The sequence below is a fragment of the Frigoribacterium sp. CFBP 8766 genome, assembly GCF_014841435.1.
GTDB lineage: Bacteria > Actinomycetota > Actinomycetes > Actinomycetales > Microbacteriaceae > Frigoribacterium.
Window position 1 is genome coordinate 799,399 of the sequence record NZ_JACYTX010000002.1, and the last position, 15,907, is coordinate 815,305.

The 15,907-nt window shown below is 72.4% G+C and carries 13 protein-coding genes and 1 other RNA gene; 5 read left to right on the forward strand and 9 right to left on the reverse strand.

The window, feature by feature from the left end:
* Positions 1–278 precede the first annotated feature (278 nt).
* Entirely contained in the window at positions 279–428 is a 150-nt protein-coding gene (locus IFT90_RS09510; RefSeq protein ID WP_192041964.1) for a hypothetical protein, read from the forward strand.
* Positions 429–452: 24 nt separating this feature from the next.
* Here IFT90_RS09510 and IFT90_RS09515 read toward each other — a convergent pair whose 3' ends face one another.
* Positions 453–1,952 carry an MFS transporter gene (locus IFT90_RS09515; protein ID WP_192041965.1) on the reverse strand — a complete coding sequence of 500 codons (1,500 nt, stop codon included), beginning with the start codon at positions 1,950–1,952 and terminating at the stop codon, positions 453–455.
* A gap of 180 nt (positions 1,953–2,132) precedes the next feature.
* Between IFT90_RS09515 and IFT90_RS09520 the strand changes: the two genes are divergently transcribed.
* Positions 2,133–5,537, forward strand: a complete 3,405-nt coding sequence (locus tag IFT90_RS09520) for a hypothetical protein (RefSeq protein ID WP_192041966.1) — start codon at positions 2,133–2,135, stop codon at positions 5,535–5,537.
* A gap of 108 nt (positions 5,538–5,645) precedes the next feature.
* Here the strand turns inward: IFT90_RS09520 and ssrA are convergent.
* From ssrA to IFT90_RS09560, 8 genes are all read right to left on the reverse strand, one after another.
* Positions 5,646–6,023: a transfer-messenger RNA gene (gene ssrA / locus IFT90_RS09525) on the reverse strand.
* A gap of 107 nt (positions 6,024–6,130) precedes the next feature.
* On the reverse strand, positions 6,131–6,607 hold the full coding sequence (smpB, locus tag IFT90_RS09530) for an SsrA-binding protein SmpB (RefSeq protein ID WP_123546410.1): 477 nt from the start codon (positions 6,605–6,607) through the stop codon (positions 6,131–6,133).
* 145 nt (positions 6,608–6,752) lie between these two features.
* The gene (gene ftsX / locus IFT90_RS09535) at positions 6,753–7,667 is read right to left on the reverse strand and encodes a permease-like cell division protein FtsX (protein ID WP_192041967.1); all 915 of its coding nucleotides are present in this window, start codon (positions 7,665–7,667) and stop codon (positions 6,753–6,755) included.
* Positions 7,664–8,407, reverse strand: coding sequence for a cell division ATP-binding protein FtsE (gene ftsE / locus IFT90_RS09540; RefSeq protein ID WP_123547268.1), 744 nt, complete (start codon positions 8,405–8,407; stop codon positions 7,664–7,666). Before ftsE ends, ftsX begins: the two co-directional genes overlap by 4 nt.
* Before the next feature lie 155 nt (positions 8,408–8,562).
* Positions 8,563–9,669 carry a peptide chain release factor 2 gene (gene prfB, locus IFT90_RS09545; protein WP_123546412.1) on the reverse strand — a complete coding sequence of 369 codons (1,107 nt, stop codon included), beginning with the start codon at positions 9,667–9,669 and terminating at the stop codon, positions 8,563–8,565.
* 11 nt (positions 9,670–9,680) lie between these two features.
* Positions 9,681–10,352, reverse strand: a complete 672-nt coding sequence (locus tag IFT90_RS09550; protein WP_192041968.1) for a hypothetical protein — start codon at positions 10,350–10,352, stop codon at positions 9,681–9,683.
* A 134-nt stretch (positions 10,353–10,486) separates the two neighbouring features.
* Complete coding sequence (locus tag IFT90_RS09555) at positions 10,487–11,083, reverse strand: hypothetical protein (protein WP_192041969.1); 597 nt, start codon at positions 11,081–11,083, stop codon at positions 10,487–10,489.
* Between the two features lie 549 nt (positions 11,084–11,632).
* Positions 11,633–12,799 (reverse strand): cysteine desulfurase family protein, encoded by a 1,167-nt coding sequence (locus tag IFT90_RS09560; RefSeq protein ID WP_192041970.1) that lies wholly within the window; start codon positions 12,797–12,799, stop codon positions 11,633–11,635.
* A gap of 65 nt (positions 12,800–12,864) precedes the next feature.
* On the opposite strand from IFT90_RS09560, the gene glgX reads away from it, so the two are divergent.
* The 3 genes from glgX to IFT90_RS09570 are packed head-to-tail and all read left to right on the forward strand — an operon-like array spanning position 12,865 to position 15,783.
* On the forward strand, positions 12,865–14,934 hold the full coding sequence (gene glgX, locus IFT90_RS09565; protein WP_371812207.1) for a glycogen debranching protein GlgX: 2,070 nt from the start codon (positions 12,865–12,867) through the stop codon (positions 14,932–14,934).
* Positions 14,931–15,446, forward strand: coding sequence for a Cys-tRNA(Pro) deacylase (gene ybaK, locus IFT90_RS16655; protein ID WP_371812208.1), 516 nt, complete (start codon positions 14,931–14,933; stop codon positions 15,444–15,446). Before glgX ends, ybaK begins: the two co-directional genes overlap by 4 nt.
* Positions 15,439–15,783 carry a DUF1294 domain-containing protein gene (locus tag IFT90_RS09570; RefSeq protein ID WP_199861751.1) on the forward strand — a complete coding sequence of 115 codons (345 nt, stop codon included), beginning with the start codon at positions 15,439–15,441 and terminating at the stop codon, positions 15,781–15,783. The genes ybaK and IFT90_RS09570 overlap by 8 nt, the downstream gene beginning before the upstream one ends.
* Positions 15,784–15,907 lie beyond the last annotated feature (124 nt).

Consider the following 15,907-nt stretch of genomic DNA (forward strand, 5'->3'; position numbering starts at 1 on the left):
CACCTCAAGCGGCGACGACCAGCCGTCCGGGGCAACTCGACGCCGACGCACGACCTCATCCGCTCGGTGTAGGCCCGGGCCGGGAACCGGTCCCTCTGGTTGATGCCCACGCAACACGCGGTCGGCTTGACTGGCCGCAGGCAGTCGCCACACCCCGGAGGGGTCCCGCCGAAGAGCGGGTGAGCGAGCCAGGAGCCCCGCGGTCCGTCGTCACCTCGACGGGCCGCGGCGGCCCCGCCAACCAGACCGTCCCGCACCATCTCGCAGAGGAGCCCACCATGTCCGTCGTCACCGCCGCCTCCGTCGTCGCCGCCCACACGAGCACCGTCGCCCGCGTCGACCCCGCCGCGGTCGACCTTCCGCGTACGCTCGCCGTCGACATCACCGCCTGGCTCGACGCCGCTGCCTCGCAGTCACCCGCGGCCTGAGCCGCGCCGCCCGACGAGCAGGGCCTAGGAGGCGTCGGCCGCCTCGCCCACCCGTCCCTGCTTGCGCGCCCGCAGGTCGAGCAGCGCCAGCACGAGCGCTCCCGCCACCAAGGCGATGGTCACCAGGAACCCGCTGCGGTACGCCTCGTGGTAGATGTCGAGGGTCGAGCCCTCGCTTCGGCCCGCGATGACCGAGTAGAAGGTCGACACCGCCGCGGCCGTGCCGATCGCGGTGCCGGCGCGCTGGCCGACCTGCCCCATGGAGCCGGCCACTCCGCCCATCTCGACCGGCACCTCCGCCAGGGTCAGGGTCTGGTTCGGCGAGATGACGAAGCCTCCCCCGGTGCCGGCGACGAGCATGCCGCCCGCCATCGCCCACGGCGTGTACTCGGGCGGGGTGAGCGTCGCGGCCAGCAGGAGGACGACGAAGCCGACGCCCACGAGCACGAGGCCGAGCACGACGAGGCTTCGGCCGTACTTCTCGACGATGCGACCGCCGTAGAAGGCGGCGACCGCGCTGGTCAGCGCGAACGGGATGGTCACCATGCCGGCGTAGACGGGCTCGAGGCCGAGCCCCTGCTGCAGGAAGAGCGTGGTGAGCAGGAACGTCGCGGGAAGCGCGCAGAAGTACACGGTCGCGATGAGGGTGCCGTTGCGGTACGACGCGAGCGAGAACAGCGAGAAGTGCACCACCGGCGACTTGCCGCGGGCCTTGTAGCGCTGCTCCCACCAGACGAAGAGGGCACCGAACCCGGCGAACCCGACCAGGAACAGCCAGCGCAGCGGGTCGTCGCCCTGGCCGGTCGTCAGCACGAACGGCAGCATCAGGGTGAGGATCGTCAGGCCGAGCAGCACGATGCCCATGAGGTCGAGCTCGTTGTGCCCGCTCGGCGCGGTCGACGTGCGGGGCAGCAGCTTGAGGGCGAAGACGATGGCGACGATGCCGAGCGGCACGTTCATCCAGAACAGGAGGCGCCAGCCGTCCTGCGCGCCGCCCACCGCGATGAGCAGGCCGCCGATCGTGGGGCCGAAGGCGGTCGAGACGCCGATGACCGCGCCGAACAGGCCGAACGCCCTGCCGCGCTCGCGTCCCTGGAACAGCTGCTGGATCAGGCCGAGCACCTGCGGCATCTGGATGCCCGCGGCCACGCCCTGCAGGATGCGGGCGGCGACGAGCAGCTCGACGGTCGGAGCGATCGCGCAGAGCACGCTGGCCACGGTGAACGAGCTGAGGCCGATCACGAACATCAGGCGCCGCGACTTGAGGTCGCCGAGGCGACCCGACGGCACGAGCGACAGGCCGAAGGCGAGGGCGTAGCCCGCGACGATCAGCTGCAGCGCGGTCGGTCCGGCACCGAGCGACGCCTCGATGCTCGGCAGGCCCACGTTGACCTTCGACAGGTCGAGGATCGTCAGCGCCGCGACGCCCACGCAGACCCAGAAGGCCTGCCACTTCTGGCGCTCGTCGTACCCCGACGACGAGGAGGAGGTGGGCACGGAGGAGGTGTCGGGCGCGTTCGTCATGGAGGTTCCGTCATACACCTGCAGTGCGTGCACCGTCCTCGCCGACGGCGAGTGGCCCGATTGCGAGCGGACCCGGGGTGGTGGGCCCCGGCTCTTGTCCGGCCGGACGGCGGCGTGTGAAGATCGCTCATGTCGACGTCGTCCCGTCCCCCGGGACGGCCCTCACGGATCAGGACCCCCATGCACAGCGTCGCGCCTCGTCGCGGCCGGCTGGCCCGGACGCTCGTGGCGTTCGCGGTCGCTGCGGCCGCCGTCTCCCCCGCCCTCCTCGTCGCGGGGCCGGCCCACGCGGCCGGCACGCCCCTCCTGACCGAGTCGTTCACCGGCAGCTCGATCGCGGATCCCGCCTGGCGCGGACTGAACGACGCCTGCCTCACCGGGGCGACCACGGCGGTGCCGGCCGGCAGCAGCAACCTGTCGCAGTGCTCCGACCTGAGCGGGTCGCCCGCGGTCGGCACCCCCGGCTTCCTGCAGCTGAACGCCGAGAGCGGCTTCCGTCGCGGCGGTGTCGTCTACAACCAGGCCATCCCGGGCAACGGCGGCCTCGTCGTCGAGTTCGACCAGTGGCAGTACGGTCCCGACGGCGGCGACGGAGGCGACGGCATCGGGTTCTTCCTCACCGACGGCAACGAGCAGCTGACCATGACGGGAGCCGACGGCGGGTCGCTCGGCTACGGCAACCGCAACGGCGACCCCGGCGTCGTCGGCGGCTACGTCGGCATCGGCCTCGACGCCTACGGCAACTACGCGAACCCGACCGAACTGCGCGACTCCACCTGCACCCCGCCCGAGGTCGGCCCCGGCTTCGTGCCGAACGCCGTGTCGCTCCGCGGTCCCGGCAGCGGCACCACCGGCTACTGCTGGCTCGCCGGCACGGTCGGCGCGAACACCGGCGGAGAGCGGTTTGCCTCGACGCTGCCGGGCTCGCTGCGCGGCACCGGTGCCGACGACACCAGCCGCGACTCCGTCCGGGTGACCCTCAGCCCCGACGCGCTCCCCCTCGTCACCGTCGACATCGACTTCCACGACGGCCGTGGCTACCTGCGCGTGCTCGAGCACCAGATGACCGACGCCGCCCCCGACACCTACAAGCTGGGCTTCCTCGGATCGACCGGCGGCGCGACCGACGTGCACCTGATCCGCAACCTCGCGGTCTCGTCCGTGCAGGAGCTCGGCGCCCTCAACCTGGTCAAGTCCGTCTCGGGCACGGCTCCGGCCGAGGGCTGGGCCGTCGGCGACCGCATCCCCTACACGTTCACCGTCAGCAACACCTCGATCGTCCGCCTCGACTCCCTCGCGATCGGCGACGCCCTCGCCGACGACGTCACCTGCCCGGTGGCGAGCCTCGCGCCCGTCGGCCAGCCCGGAGCCACCGCCGTCTGCGCGGGCGGGCACACCGTCACGGCCGCCGACGCCCAGGCCGCGACCTTCACCAACACGGCGACCGCCACCGCCGTCGACTCCCGCAACGGAGCGGCCATCGCGAGCGCCGCCTCGACGGCCACCGCGCCGCTCGACCAGCTGCAGCCGGCCGTGGGCCTGACCCAGACCGCCGAGCTGATCGACGCCGACGGAGACGGCGTCGCCGGCCCCGGCGACACGATCCGCTACCGCTTCACCGTGACCAACACGGGCGAGACGCCCCTCGGCGACCTCGCCGTCGACACGGGAGGCGCCCCGGCCGTCGACACCACCGGGATCGTCCTCGCCGTGGGCGGCACCCGGACCTTCACCTCCGACCGCCCCGTGACCCAGGCCGACGTCGACGCCGGCGGCCCGCTCGTCAACACCGCCTCCGCGACGGGGTCGTCGCCCTCGGGGCTGACGGCCGCCAGCGGTCCCTCGGTCGTGGAGACGCCCCTCCTGACGGCCTCGGACCTGCTCGAGCTGGGCGTCGAGCAAGCCCTCACGACGGACGCGGACGGCGACGGCCTGGCCGATCTCGGCGACGTGGTCACCTACACGTACACCGTGACCAACACGGGCACGAGCACCCTGTCCGGCGTGGCCCTCGCCCCGACGCGCGGCACCGGCGTCGTCGTCCTGAGCGGCGACCCTGCCTCGCTCGCGCCGGGGGCGTCCGTGACCTACAGGGCCACCACGACCGTCACGCAGGCCGACGTCGACAGCCCGGACCCGGTGACCGAGACGGCCACCGCCTCCGCCACGGGCGTGGACGGTCCCCTGACGAGCCCGCCGGCCTCTGTCCAGACCGTCACCGCCGCGGCCGACGACGCGCTGTCCGTGGACGTGGTCCCGGTGCTCGACGACACGAACGGGAACGGCGTCGCCGACCCGGGCGAGACGATCTCGTACTCGTACGTCGTGACGAACACGGGGAACACGAGCCTCACCGGCATCGTGATCGACGGCCCGGGCGTGCTGCAGCCCGTCCGCGTCGGCGACGGCGCCGCGGCCCCGGGCGGCACCGTCCGCTTCACGTCCGCACCCCGCACCGTCACGCAGGCCGACGTCGACGCGGGCGACCCGCTCGTCGTCACCGCCACGGCGACGGGCACGACCCCGGAGGGCACGACGATCGACAGCCCCCAGGCCTCGGGCAGCACGCCCCTCCTGGCCGCGCGGGCCGACCTCGACCTCGAGCTCACGGCCGTCCTCGGGGACGCGAACGGCAACGGCACCGCCGACGTCGGCGAGACGATCACCTACACGTACACCTCCACCAACACCGGCACCGTGACGCTCACCGGCCTGGGCGTGACGGCACCGCGCACCCCGATCACGACGGCGTCGCCCGCGTCGCTCGCACCCGGAGCGTCCGGCTCGGTGAGCGGCAGCTACGTGGTCACGCAGGCCGACATCGACGCCGGCACGGACCTGGGCGCCACCGCGGTCGCGACGGCGACTGACCCCGCAGGAGGCGTGGTGACCTCGCCCGAGGCCGCCCTCGCGATCCCGACGCCGGTCACCCCCGGCACCGGCGGGCTGTCGATCGAGGTGACGGCCGAGCTCGCCGACACGAACGGCAACGGCGTGGCCGACGCGGGCGAGGTCGTCACGTATCGCTACGTCGTCCGGAACGAGGGCACCGTCAGCCTCACCGGCGTCTCGGTCGCGGACCCCGACGCCCAGGGGCTGACCCCCGAGTCCGTGGACCTCGCCCCGGGCGGGTCGGCGACCTTCACCGCCACGCGGACCGTGACGGCTCGGGACGTGATCGCCGCCGCAGCCGGCGACGGGACCGTGCCGACGACCGCCCGCGCCACGGGCACCGCCCCCGACGGGACGTTCGTCACCTCGCCGGCCGCCGCCGTGGCGGTCGAGGCCGGAGCGGTGCCGACGTCGCCGACCGACCCCTCTACGCCGCCCGTGGACCCGGGGACGGGTCCCGTCGTCCCGGGCCCGGCCGCACCTGGCCCGGCCGCACCTGGCCCGGGCGCAGGCACGGTCCCCGGTGGTGCGGGCGGCGGCACCGGCACGACGGCCGGTCGCCCCGGGCTCGCCTTCACCGGCTCCGACAGCGCCTGGCTCGCGAGCATCGCGACGATGCTCCTCGTGGCCGGCGCCGGTGCGGTCTCCGTCTCCCGCCTCCGCACGGGTGGGGGGCGACGCCAGCGCCCCTGACCGCCCGGCTGGTCGACGCGCCGCGACCGGGAACGACGAAGGCCCCCGACCTGCTGGTCGGGGGCCTTCGTCGTCGCGGCGACGGTACAGAGTGTGACGACGGCCCGATGGTGGAGATGGGGGGAATTGAACCCCCGTCCATCGCTGAGATTGCACGCATTCTACGGGCGTAGCCAGATGAGACGTTCTGCTCGGCCCCGACCTTCGCTACTGGCTCCTAGGTCGACGGGCCCAGCCCGAGTGCAAGTCCCGCGTGACCCTCAGGCGTAGTCACGCAGCAAGCCCTCTAGATGACGTCAGGCTCTGGTTAGAAGGCGGTCACCAGACTGACGGACTCCATGTGGCTCTACTGCTTACGCAGCGAGAGCGAAGTCAGTGCGCTTGTTATTGGCACTTATTGTTTTCCAGAGATCGTTAACGAGATAACCCTGGATCCTCGGCCCGCTTCTCGTTCGCACACAGGCGATGTCGAAACCGATCATCCCCATGAGGGGGCCGTTGTCACACTCTGTTGATCTATGAAGAACCGTTGTCGCTGTGGCCGAGTGTAGTTGCCCCGCAGGGAAGAATCCACTCGCCCGATGCCGCCAGCTCTACTCGCCCAGGTGCTTCCGGGCCGACATCGCCGACTGGGCCTCGCGGGTCGCCGTGCGCTCGCGCAGGGTCTGTCGCTTGTCGTACTCGCGCTTGCCCTTGGCGACGGCGATCTCGACCTTCGCTCGCCCGTCGCTGAAGTAGATCTTGAGAGGGATGACGGTGAAGCCGCCCTCTTTCGTCTTCTGCCCGATCTTGACGATCTGCTGCTTGTGCAGCAGCAGCTTGCGCTTGCGCCGGGGTGCGTGGTTGTTCCAGGTGCCCTCGGTGTACTCGGGGATGTGCACCGCGTCGAGCCACGCCTCGCCGGCGTCGACGAAGGCGTAGCCGTCGACGAGCGAGGCCCGCCCCTGCCGCAGCGACTTGACCTCGGTGCCGCTGAGCACGATGCCTGCCTCGTAGGTGTCCTCGATCAGGTAGTCGTGGCGCGCCCGACGGTTGGTGGCCACGACCTTCTCGCCGCGTTCTTTCGCCACGCTCTGCCTCCGGTCGTTCGTGGGATGGTCTGCCCGCGATCAGGCAGCCTGTCAGTCTACATGAGCGAGACAGCGAAGGAGGCGCGGTCCAGGTCTCCCTGCACCGCGCCTCCTGCAGGCACTCGCCTCGCGACGCGGGGCGTCGCTAGACCTTGAGGTACCGCCTGATGGCGACGTTCGCCGACAGCGCCGCCAGGGCGATGCCGATCACGACCACCACCGGCACGACGATCGCCGTCTCACGCAGCCCGATGAACGGGGTGGAGGCGAAGGTCGTCACGAGGTAGCCCTTGACGAAGAAGTTGACGATGGCGATCAGCGCACCGCCCGCCAGCACCGAGCCCACCAACGCGGCGATCACGCCCTCGAGGATGAACGGCGTCTGGATGAACCTGTTCGACGCGCCCACCAGCCGCATGATGCCGAGCTCTCGCCGTCGACTGAAGGCGCTGAGCCGGATGGTGGTGGCGATCAGCAGCACCGCCGCGATGAGCATCAGCACCGCGATGCCGATGGCCGTGTAGCTCGCGGCGTTGAGCACCGAGAAGATCGGGTCGAGGTAGCCCCGTTGGTCGACGACGCTCTGCACGCCGGCGAGGCTCGAGAGGCTCTCGGTGAGGACGTCCGACTGCGTCGGGTCCTTGAGGTTCACCCAGAACGTCTCGTTGAGGTACGACGGCTGAACGAACTCGGTCGCGGGGCTGTCCGCGAACTGGGTCGTGAACCGGGCGTAGGCCTCGTCCTGCGTCTCGAAGTACGACCGGTCGACGAAGGGCGCGAGCACCTGGCTGCTGAGCTGGGCCTCGACGCCGTCGATCTGGTCCTGCGTGGCCTTGGCGCCGGTGCAGTTGCCGGTGGTGTCGGTCTCGGTGCAGAGGTAGACGGCCACCTGGGCCTTGTCGTACCAGTAGCCCTTCATCTGGTTGATCTGCAGCTGGAGCAGGGCCGCGGTGCCGACGAAGGTCAACGAGATGAACGTGACGAGCACGACCGCGACGACCATCGAGACGTTGCGCCGGAGGCCGCTGCCGACCTCGCTGAGGACGAGTCCGAGTCTCATTCGTCCGCTCCCCTCAGGCTGAGGTCTTCCACACCGATGGCCTGGATGGGCACCGCCTGCGTCTGGTAGCCGCCGTGGCGCTCGTCGCGGAGGATGTTGCCCGCCGAGAGCTCGATCACGCGGCGCTGCATCTGGTCGACGATGCCGGCGTCGTGCGTCGCCATGATCACCGTGGTGCCGCCGGCGTTGATCCGCTCGAGCAGCGTCATGATGCCGGCGCTGGTCGAGGGGTCGAGGTTCCCCGTCGGCTCGTCGGCCAGCAGGATCGACGGCTTGTTGACGATGGCGCGGGCGATGGCCACGCGCTGCTGCTCGCCGCCGGAGAGCTCGTGCGGCAGGCGCTGCTGCTTGCCCACCAGGCCGACCATCTTCAGGACGTCGGGGACCGCCTCCTGGATGAAGCCCTTGCTCTTGCCGATCACCTGCAGGCTGAAGGCGACGTTGTCGAACACGCTCTTCTGCGGCAGCAGGCGGAAGTCCTGGAACACCACCCCGAGGTTGCGGCGGAAGTACGGGACCTTGCGGCTCGAGAGCACGCCGAGCTTCTGCCCGAGCACGTGGATCTGGCCCTTAGAGGGCTTCTCCTCCTTGAGCACGAGGCGCAGGAAGCTGGACTTGCCGGAGCCGGAGGCACCGACGAGGAACACGAACTCGCCCTTGAGGATCTCGAGGGTGACCGAGTTCAGTGCCGGCCGGGGGTTGCCGGAATACACCTTGGTGACTTCATCAAAACGGATCATGACGGGGATCACCCTAAGCGCGGGCTGCGCCGATCGCGGTCGCGACTCGCCCCTCGAACGGGCCTATGGAAGCGCTGGGAGAGCGCGGAGGAGGCGCGGTGCCGTCGCGCACCGCGCCTCCTTCGTGACTCCCCCGCGCCTCGTTCGCGCCTGGCTCAGTCGTCGTCGCGCTTGCGCCAGCGGATGCCCGCCGAGATGAAGCCGTCGAGGTCGCCGTCGAACACGTTCGACGGGTTGTTGACCTCGTGCTCGCTCCTCAGGTCCTTCACCATCTGGTACGGCGCGAGGACGTAGCTGCGGATCTGGTCGCCCCAGCTGGCCGTGATGTTGCCCGCCAGCTCTTTCTTCTTCGCGTTCTCCGCCTCCTTCTGCAACAGGAGGAGGCGCGACTGCAGCACGCGCATCGCCGCGGCCCGGTTCTGGATCTGGCTCTTCTCGTTCTGCATCGAGACGACGGTGCCGGTCGGGATGTGGGTGAGGCGGACGGCCGAGTCGGTCGTGTTGACGCTCTGGCCGCCCGGGCCCGACGACCGGAAGACGTCGACGCGGATGTCGTTCTCGGGGATCTCGACCGCCTCCGTCTCCTCCATCAGCGGGATGACCTCGACCGCGGCGAAGCTCGTCTGGCGCTTGCCCGCGGCGCCGAAGGGGCTCATCCGGACGAGGCGGTGCGTGCCGGCCTCGACGCTCAGGGTGCCGAACGCGTAGGGCGCGTCGATCTCGAAGGTGGCGCTCTTGATGCCCGCTTCTTCGGCGTAGCTCGTGTCCATCACCGTGGCCGCCATGCCGTGCTTCTCGGCGTAGCGCAGGTACATGCGGAGCAGCATCTCGGCGAAGTCGGCCGCGTCGACGCCGCCGGCCCCCGCGCGGATGGTGATGACCGCGGGCCGCGGGTCGTACTCGCCGTCGAGGAGCGTCTGCACCTCGAGCGTGTCCATCATCTTCTGCAGGGCCTTGAGCTCGACCTGCGCCTCGTCGGCGGACTCCTGGTCGTCGCCGTCGTTGGCCATCTCGACCAGGACGCCGAGGTCGTCGAGGCGCTGCTCGGTGGTCTCGAGCTTCTCGAGCTCGGCCTGGCGGTGGCTGAGCGCGCTCGTGATCTTCTGCGCGTTCTCGGTGTCGTCCCAGAGGTCGGGTGCCGACGCCTGCTCGCTGAGCTGGGCTATCTCGGCGACGAGACGGTCTTGCCCGATCACGGCCCGGATGTCCTCGAACGTGGCCCGGAGGGCGGCAATCTGCTCAGAGAAGTCCAGTGCGATCATGGTGGTCGAGCTTACCGGGCCGGGGCGGACGGGGCCTGCGCGTGCTGGCTGCCGTCGCTGCTGCCGCTGCCACTGCTGCCGCGGGGGCGCGCGACGCCGGCCTCGCGGAGGGCGACGTCGGCGAGGCGGCGGACCACGGCCGGGTCGCCCGCCCGCCACGACGCGACGGGGTCGGGCGAGACGGCGAGCGCCGCGCGGGCGTCGCGTCCGGTGAGGGCACGCAGGGCGAGCAGGTCCTCTCCGCCGGGCAGCGCGAGCAGCCCCCGCACCGAGGAGGCGCGGCGCACGAACGCGACCCGCCCGCGCAGCCACGCCCACAGCACCACGATGCTCGGCAGCCCGCCGACCAGCAGCCCGGCCACGAGCGCGGCGCGCGCCACGTCGTCCTGCTGCTGGCGGCCCGCGTCGACGAGCGTCTGGCCGGCTCCGGCCGCCCCGTCGAACGGTGCCGACGCGGCGCCGCCCAGCAGCGGGATGCCGCCCAGGACGCGCGAGGCGTCGTCCATCGTCCCCTGGAAGCCGGTGCCCGCCTCCTCGATCTGGCGCCCCAGCTCGGCGAGGCCGCCGACGAAGGCGGCGACCGCGAGCCCGAGCGCCACGAACACCACGACGAGCCCGACCGCGACGACGTCGCCGGCGACCTGGCGAGCACGGACGGCGTTCGACGCCGAGTAGATCTGCATCCCCCCAGTCTGCCCCGCGCCCCGTGCCCCGTGCCCCGTGCCCTGGAGGCGTCGAGTTGCCCCGAAGCGCTGCCCCGGCCCCTCCGACGTGACAGATCAAGGCAAGTAGACGAGGCAACCCGTGGGGGCCACCGTCAGGGGCGCGCATCGAGGTCGCGAGCGAGGCGACCGAGGAACGAGGCGGCGAGTGGCCCGCGGAGGTGGTCGTCAGTGACCCGGTGGTAGGCCCACCCGTCGTCCACGAACCGCGCTGCGCGCTCGATGCCTCGACGCCACTGGCGTCTGTCCGTCCTGTGTCCGTCGCCCTCGAACTCCACTGCGACCTTGCGGCGTCCGTCGCTGAGGTCGGGTCGTCCGAGATACGCCCCCGACGCGGTCCAGCGCTTCATGTTGACATCGAGCCGTGGCAACCCTGCACGCTCGATCATCAATCTCAGGAGCGTCTCGCGGGGTGACATGACGCCGGCCCGCAGCCATTCCGAGGCCGCCCGGAGTCGCACGACACCAGGTCGCCGGTGCGCCCTCTCCACAGCGTCGACCAGCTCGGCGAGGTCACGCCCGCGGGCCGGGCCGAGCGTCGACCACCTTCCCGCCAACGCGTCGCCGACCTGCACGAGCTCGTCGACCGACAGGAGCGGGGCCGACTGCACCCACGCCTCCACCGGGTCGACGACGCGGAGTCCCCCGAGGGAGTGCAGCCGCGGCACCCGCGCGAGCCGATGGCCTCGCACGCCCGGACGCCTCCGCTGGTGCGTGGTCGATCCGGTCACGTGCAGGGCGCCGCCCTCGTGACGGGTGGGCAGAGGAAGATGCCACAGCGCGAGTGCCGTCACGTGGCTGAAGTACTCGTCGCCGCAGAGCAGGACGCCGAGAGCAGCCGCCCGCTGCTCGATCGACTCTGGTGCGACCGTCGTCCGGACACCGTGGTGCGGACTGTTCAGGTCGGCGGCGCGGAGCCGATGGGGCGGTACACCTGCGTCACGGGCGTCCTGGGCGGAGAACGGACCTAGGGCGAGGGATGGGGGAAGGGGTCGTGGACGCACGGACCGAGACTCGGGACCGCACTGGGCTGCCGCTCGGGGGCAGCGTCGACCTGGGGACGACATCGCTCATCCGTCGCCGGTGGAGGAGAGGCCCCTCTTCACACTGCACGGATCGAGTTGGCCCGTTCTGCTGCGCTCAGACTCAAGAGGAAGCACATCGGGGCAAGTCGCGCATCTGACACGGGCGTGATGGGCTCGGGCGGGGCGGGGGCGGGCGCGCGAGCGGGTGCGGGCGCGCTAGCGCGCGAAGGAGGCGGGCGCGTGCGCGGCGTAGCCGGCGCGGGTCGCGCGGGCGACCGCGTCCGGCAGGGCGGCGAGCAGCGCGTCGACGTCGGCCTCGGTGCTCGTGTGCCCGACCGTCATGCGGAGCGCGCCCCGCGCCTCCTCATCGGAGAGGCCCATCGCGAGCAGGACGTGCGACGCCTCCGGGATGCCCGCCTGGCAGGCGGACCCGGTCGAGACGGCGACGCCCGCGGCGTCGAGGAGGAACAGCAGCGAGTCGCCCTCGCAGCCGGGGAAGGTGAAGTGCGCGTTGCCCGGGAGGCGGTCGACCGGGTCGCCCCGCAGCACCGCCGACGGGACGGCGGCCTGCACCCCCGCGACCAGCCGGTCGCGCAGCGGCTCGTACGCGTGGTGCGGCTGCTCGGCGGCGACGGCGAAGGCGACCGCGGCCGGGCCGTCCTGCGTGCCCGAACGCACCTGTCGCTGCTGGCCGCCGCCGTGGATCAGCGGCTCGACCGTCGCGGTGCGCGAGAGCACGAGGGCGCCGATGCCGATGGGCCCGCCGATCTTGTGGGCGCTGACGCTGAGCGCGGCGAGGCCGCTCGAGCGGAAGTCGATCGGCACCTGCCCGTACGCGGCCACCGCGTCGCAGTGCACCGGCACCCCGTGGGCGGCGGCGAGCGCCACGACCTCGTCGACGGGCTGCAGGGTTCCGACCTCGTTGTTGGCCCAGAGCAGGCTGACCAGGGCGACGTCGTCGTGCTCGACGAGGGCCGCGGCGAGCGCGTCGACCCGCAGCCGGCCGTGCTCGTCGAGCGGCAGCCAGGTCACGACGGCGCCGTCGTGCCGTTCGAGCCACTCGACCGCGTCGACGGTGGCGTGGTGCTCGCCGGCGGGGACGAGGAGGCGCGGGCGAGGCCGGTCGGCCTGCCGCGCCCACCAGAGGCCCTTCACCCCGAGGTTGACGGACTCGGTCCCGCCGGAGGTGAAGACGACCTCGATCGGCTCGCAGCCGAGGGAAGCGGCGACGCGCTCACGCGCCTCCTCCAGCACGCGCTTGGCGCCCTGGCCGGCGGAGTGGATGGAGGAGGGGTTGCCGACGGTGCCGAGGGCCGCGGCGTAGGCGGCGATGGCCGCGGGGTGCATCGGCGTCGTCGCGGCGTGGTCGAGGTAGACGACCATGGGGGCGCCTCCTGTCGGCCGGTCGGTTCGCGGGCCCGTCTCGGCCCTCATCTACTGTAGGTCCCGTGCCCGACATCGACCCCCTCGCCGACCTCGGAGTGCGCCAGGGGCCGGACGGGCCGACGCTCCGCGTCTTCTCGTCGTCGGCCGAGCGCCTCGAGGTCGTCATCGACGACGCGCCCCACGACCGGGTCGTCCCGCTGACGCGCGACGAGCACGACGTGTGGACTGCGACCGACGCGGCGTTGACACCGGGTCGGCGCTACTGGCTCCGCGTCGACGGGTCCGACCACGCCGACGGGACGGCGGGCGACACGGCCCGTGCCGACGGCGGCGAGCACCCCACCGGCGAACGCCCCGCCCTGCTCGACCCGTACGCGCGCGGCCTCGGCCGGACGGGCCGTGGCGAGCACCGCGCGACCGTGATCGACGAGTCGTTCGACTGGGGCGGCGTCGAGAAGCCGCGCACCCCGCTCGACCGGGTCGTCGTCTACGAGGCGCACGTCCGTGGCCTGACGAGGCTCGCCCCCTTCGTGCCCGACGAGCTGCGCGGCACCTACGCGGGGCTGGCCGCCGACACGACCATCGCCTACCTGAAGGGGCTCGGGGTCACCGCGGTCCAGCTGCTGCCGGTGCACCAGCACGTCGACGAACAGCGCCTCGTCGCGCAGGGCATCGAGAACTACTGGGGCTACAACACGCTGTCCTGCTTCGCCCCGCACGCCGCGTACGCGAGCCGGGACGCCCAGCTGGCCGGCGCCTCCGCCGTCGTCCGCGAGTTCAAGGGGATGGTGCGCCTGCTGCACGAGGCGGGCATCGAGGTCTGGCTCGACGTCGTCTACAACCACACCGCCGAGGAGGGCGAGGACGGCGGGCCCGTGACGAGCCTCCGCGGCCTCGACGCGGGCGCCTACTACCGGCACGACGCCGAGGGCCGCCCCGTCGACGTGACCGGCTGCGGCAACTCGCTCGACACGAGCCATCCCGCCGCGCACCGTCTCGTGATGGACTCGCTGCGCTACTGGGCGACCGAGATGCAGATCGACGGCTTCCGCTTCGACCTCGCCGCGACGCTCGGCCGCGACGCGGGCCACGTCTTCGACCCGGCTCACCCGCTGCTGCACGACATCGTCTCGGACCCGGCCCTGGCGGGCGTCAAGATGGTCGCCGAGCCGTGGGACGTCGGAGCCGGCGGCTGGCAGACCGGCGCGTTCCCCGACGGGTGGATCGAGTGGAACGACCGGTTCCGCAACCGGGCCCGCGACTTCTGGCTGACCGACGTGGCGACCGCCCGCGCCCAGGGCACGCCGCCCACCGGCGTCGGCAGCTTCGCCTCGAAGCTGAGCGGGTCGAGCAACGTCTTCAGCCACGACCGCGGGCCGCTCGCCGGGCTCAACTTCGTCACGGCCCACGACGGCTTCACCCTGCTCGACCTCGTCTCGCACGACGCCAAGCACAACCTCAGCAACGGCGAGCAGAACCGCGACGGCACCGACGACAACCGGTCGTTCAACCACGGCGTCGAGGGACACAGCGACAACCCCTGGATCAGCGACGCGCGTCGCCGCTCGATGCGGAACCTGCTCGGCACCCTCTTCGTGTCGTCGGGGGTCCCGATGCTCACCGCCGGCGACGAGCGCGGTCGCACCCAGCGCGGCAACAACAACGGCTACTGCACCGACAGCGAGCTGACCTGGGTCGACTGGGCGACGCAGCCGTGGCAGCAGGGCATCCACGACGACGTCGCGACGCTCGCGCGGATCCGCCGGGAGAACCCCGCGCTCCGCCCGACGCGGTTCGGCGTCGAGGGCGCCTGCACCCTCAGCGCGAACGACATCACCTGGGCCGACGCGTCCGGCGCGGAGATGCGCCAGGACGAGTGGGAGGACCCGCGCGTCCGGACCCTGCAGTACGTTGCCCGCTCGACGCCCGAGCACGAGGCGCCGAACACGGTCCTCGTGCTGGTGCACGGGGCCGAGTCCGCGGCGGCCGTCACGCTCGCCCGTGCCGAGGGCGTCGCCGGCTGGGAGCCGCTCTGGTCGAGCGACGACTCCGCCGAGCTGCACCCGCTCGAGCCGGGCGACGAGGTGCTGGTGTCGGCCCCCACGGTCGTGGTCTTCCGGGCCGTGCCGTGAGCGGCGGGCGCACCCCGTCGGCCGCGGGCGCAGGCAAGGGCGCCGGCACCCCGGCGACCGTCGCGCTGACCGCGGCGGGCATCGCCTTCACCGCGCACGCCTACGAGCACCACGACACCGCGACGAACTTCGGCGAGGAGGCGGCGGCCGAGCTGGGCCTGTCCGAGGACCGCGTCTTCAAGACGCTCGTGGCCTCGGCCGACGACGAGCTCGTCGTCGCGGTGGTGCCCGTCGCCCGCCGCCTCGACCTCAAGGCCCTCGCCGCCGCCCTCGGCGCGAAGAAAGCCCGGCTCGCCGACCCCGCCGTGGCCGAGCGACGCACGGGCTACGTCGTCGGCGGCATCAGCCCGGTGGGCCAGCGCTCGGCGCTGGCGACCGTGGTCGACGCCAGCGCCGCCTCCTTCGCCACCGTCTTCGTCAGCGCCGGGAGGCGCGGGCTCGACCTCGAGATCGCTCCCGACGACCTGGTGCGCGCCACCGGGGCGCGGCTGCTGCCGATCGCCCGTGACTGACCTGATGCCCGTGTCCGGCGTGGCCGGCGCGACCGATCCGACGACCCTGTGGGCCGTCGTGGCCGTCGCCGCGGCGCTGCTCGCGCTGAACGGCGTGACCGTGCTCGCCTACGCGCTCGACAAGCGGGCCGCCCGGCGCGGGGCCCGTCGGGTGCCCGAGCGCACGCTGCTGACGCTCGGCCTCGCCGGAGGCTGGCCGGGCGCGGTCCTGGCGCAGCGACGGCTGCGGCACAAGACCCGCAAGCGGTCGTTCCAGTCCTCGTTCCGGCTGACGATCGCCCTCAACGTCGCGATCGTCGTGGTCGTGGTCCTCGTCGTCCGCCTCTCGACAGGCTGAGTCCGGAGGGGCGGCGAGCAGGGCGAGCGGGGGCCGCTGCCGGCGACCGGACCGGTTCGGGCCGGGTCCGGGCGCGCTGCAGCAGCGTCCTGTGACGGCACCACGGCGATCGACCGGGGTGACG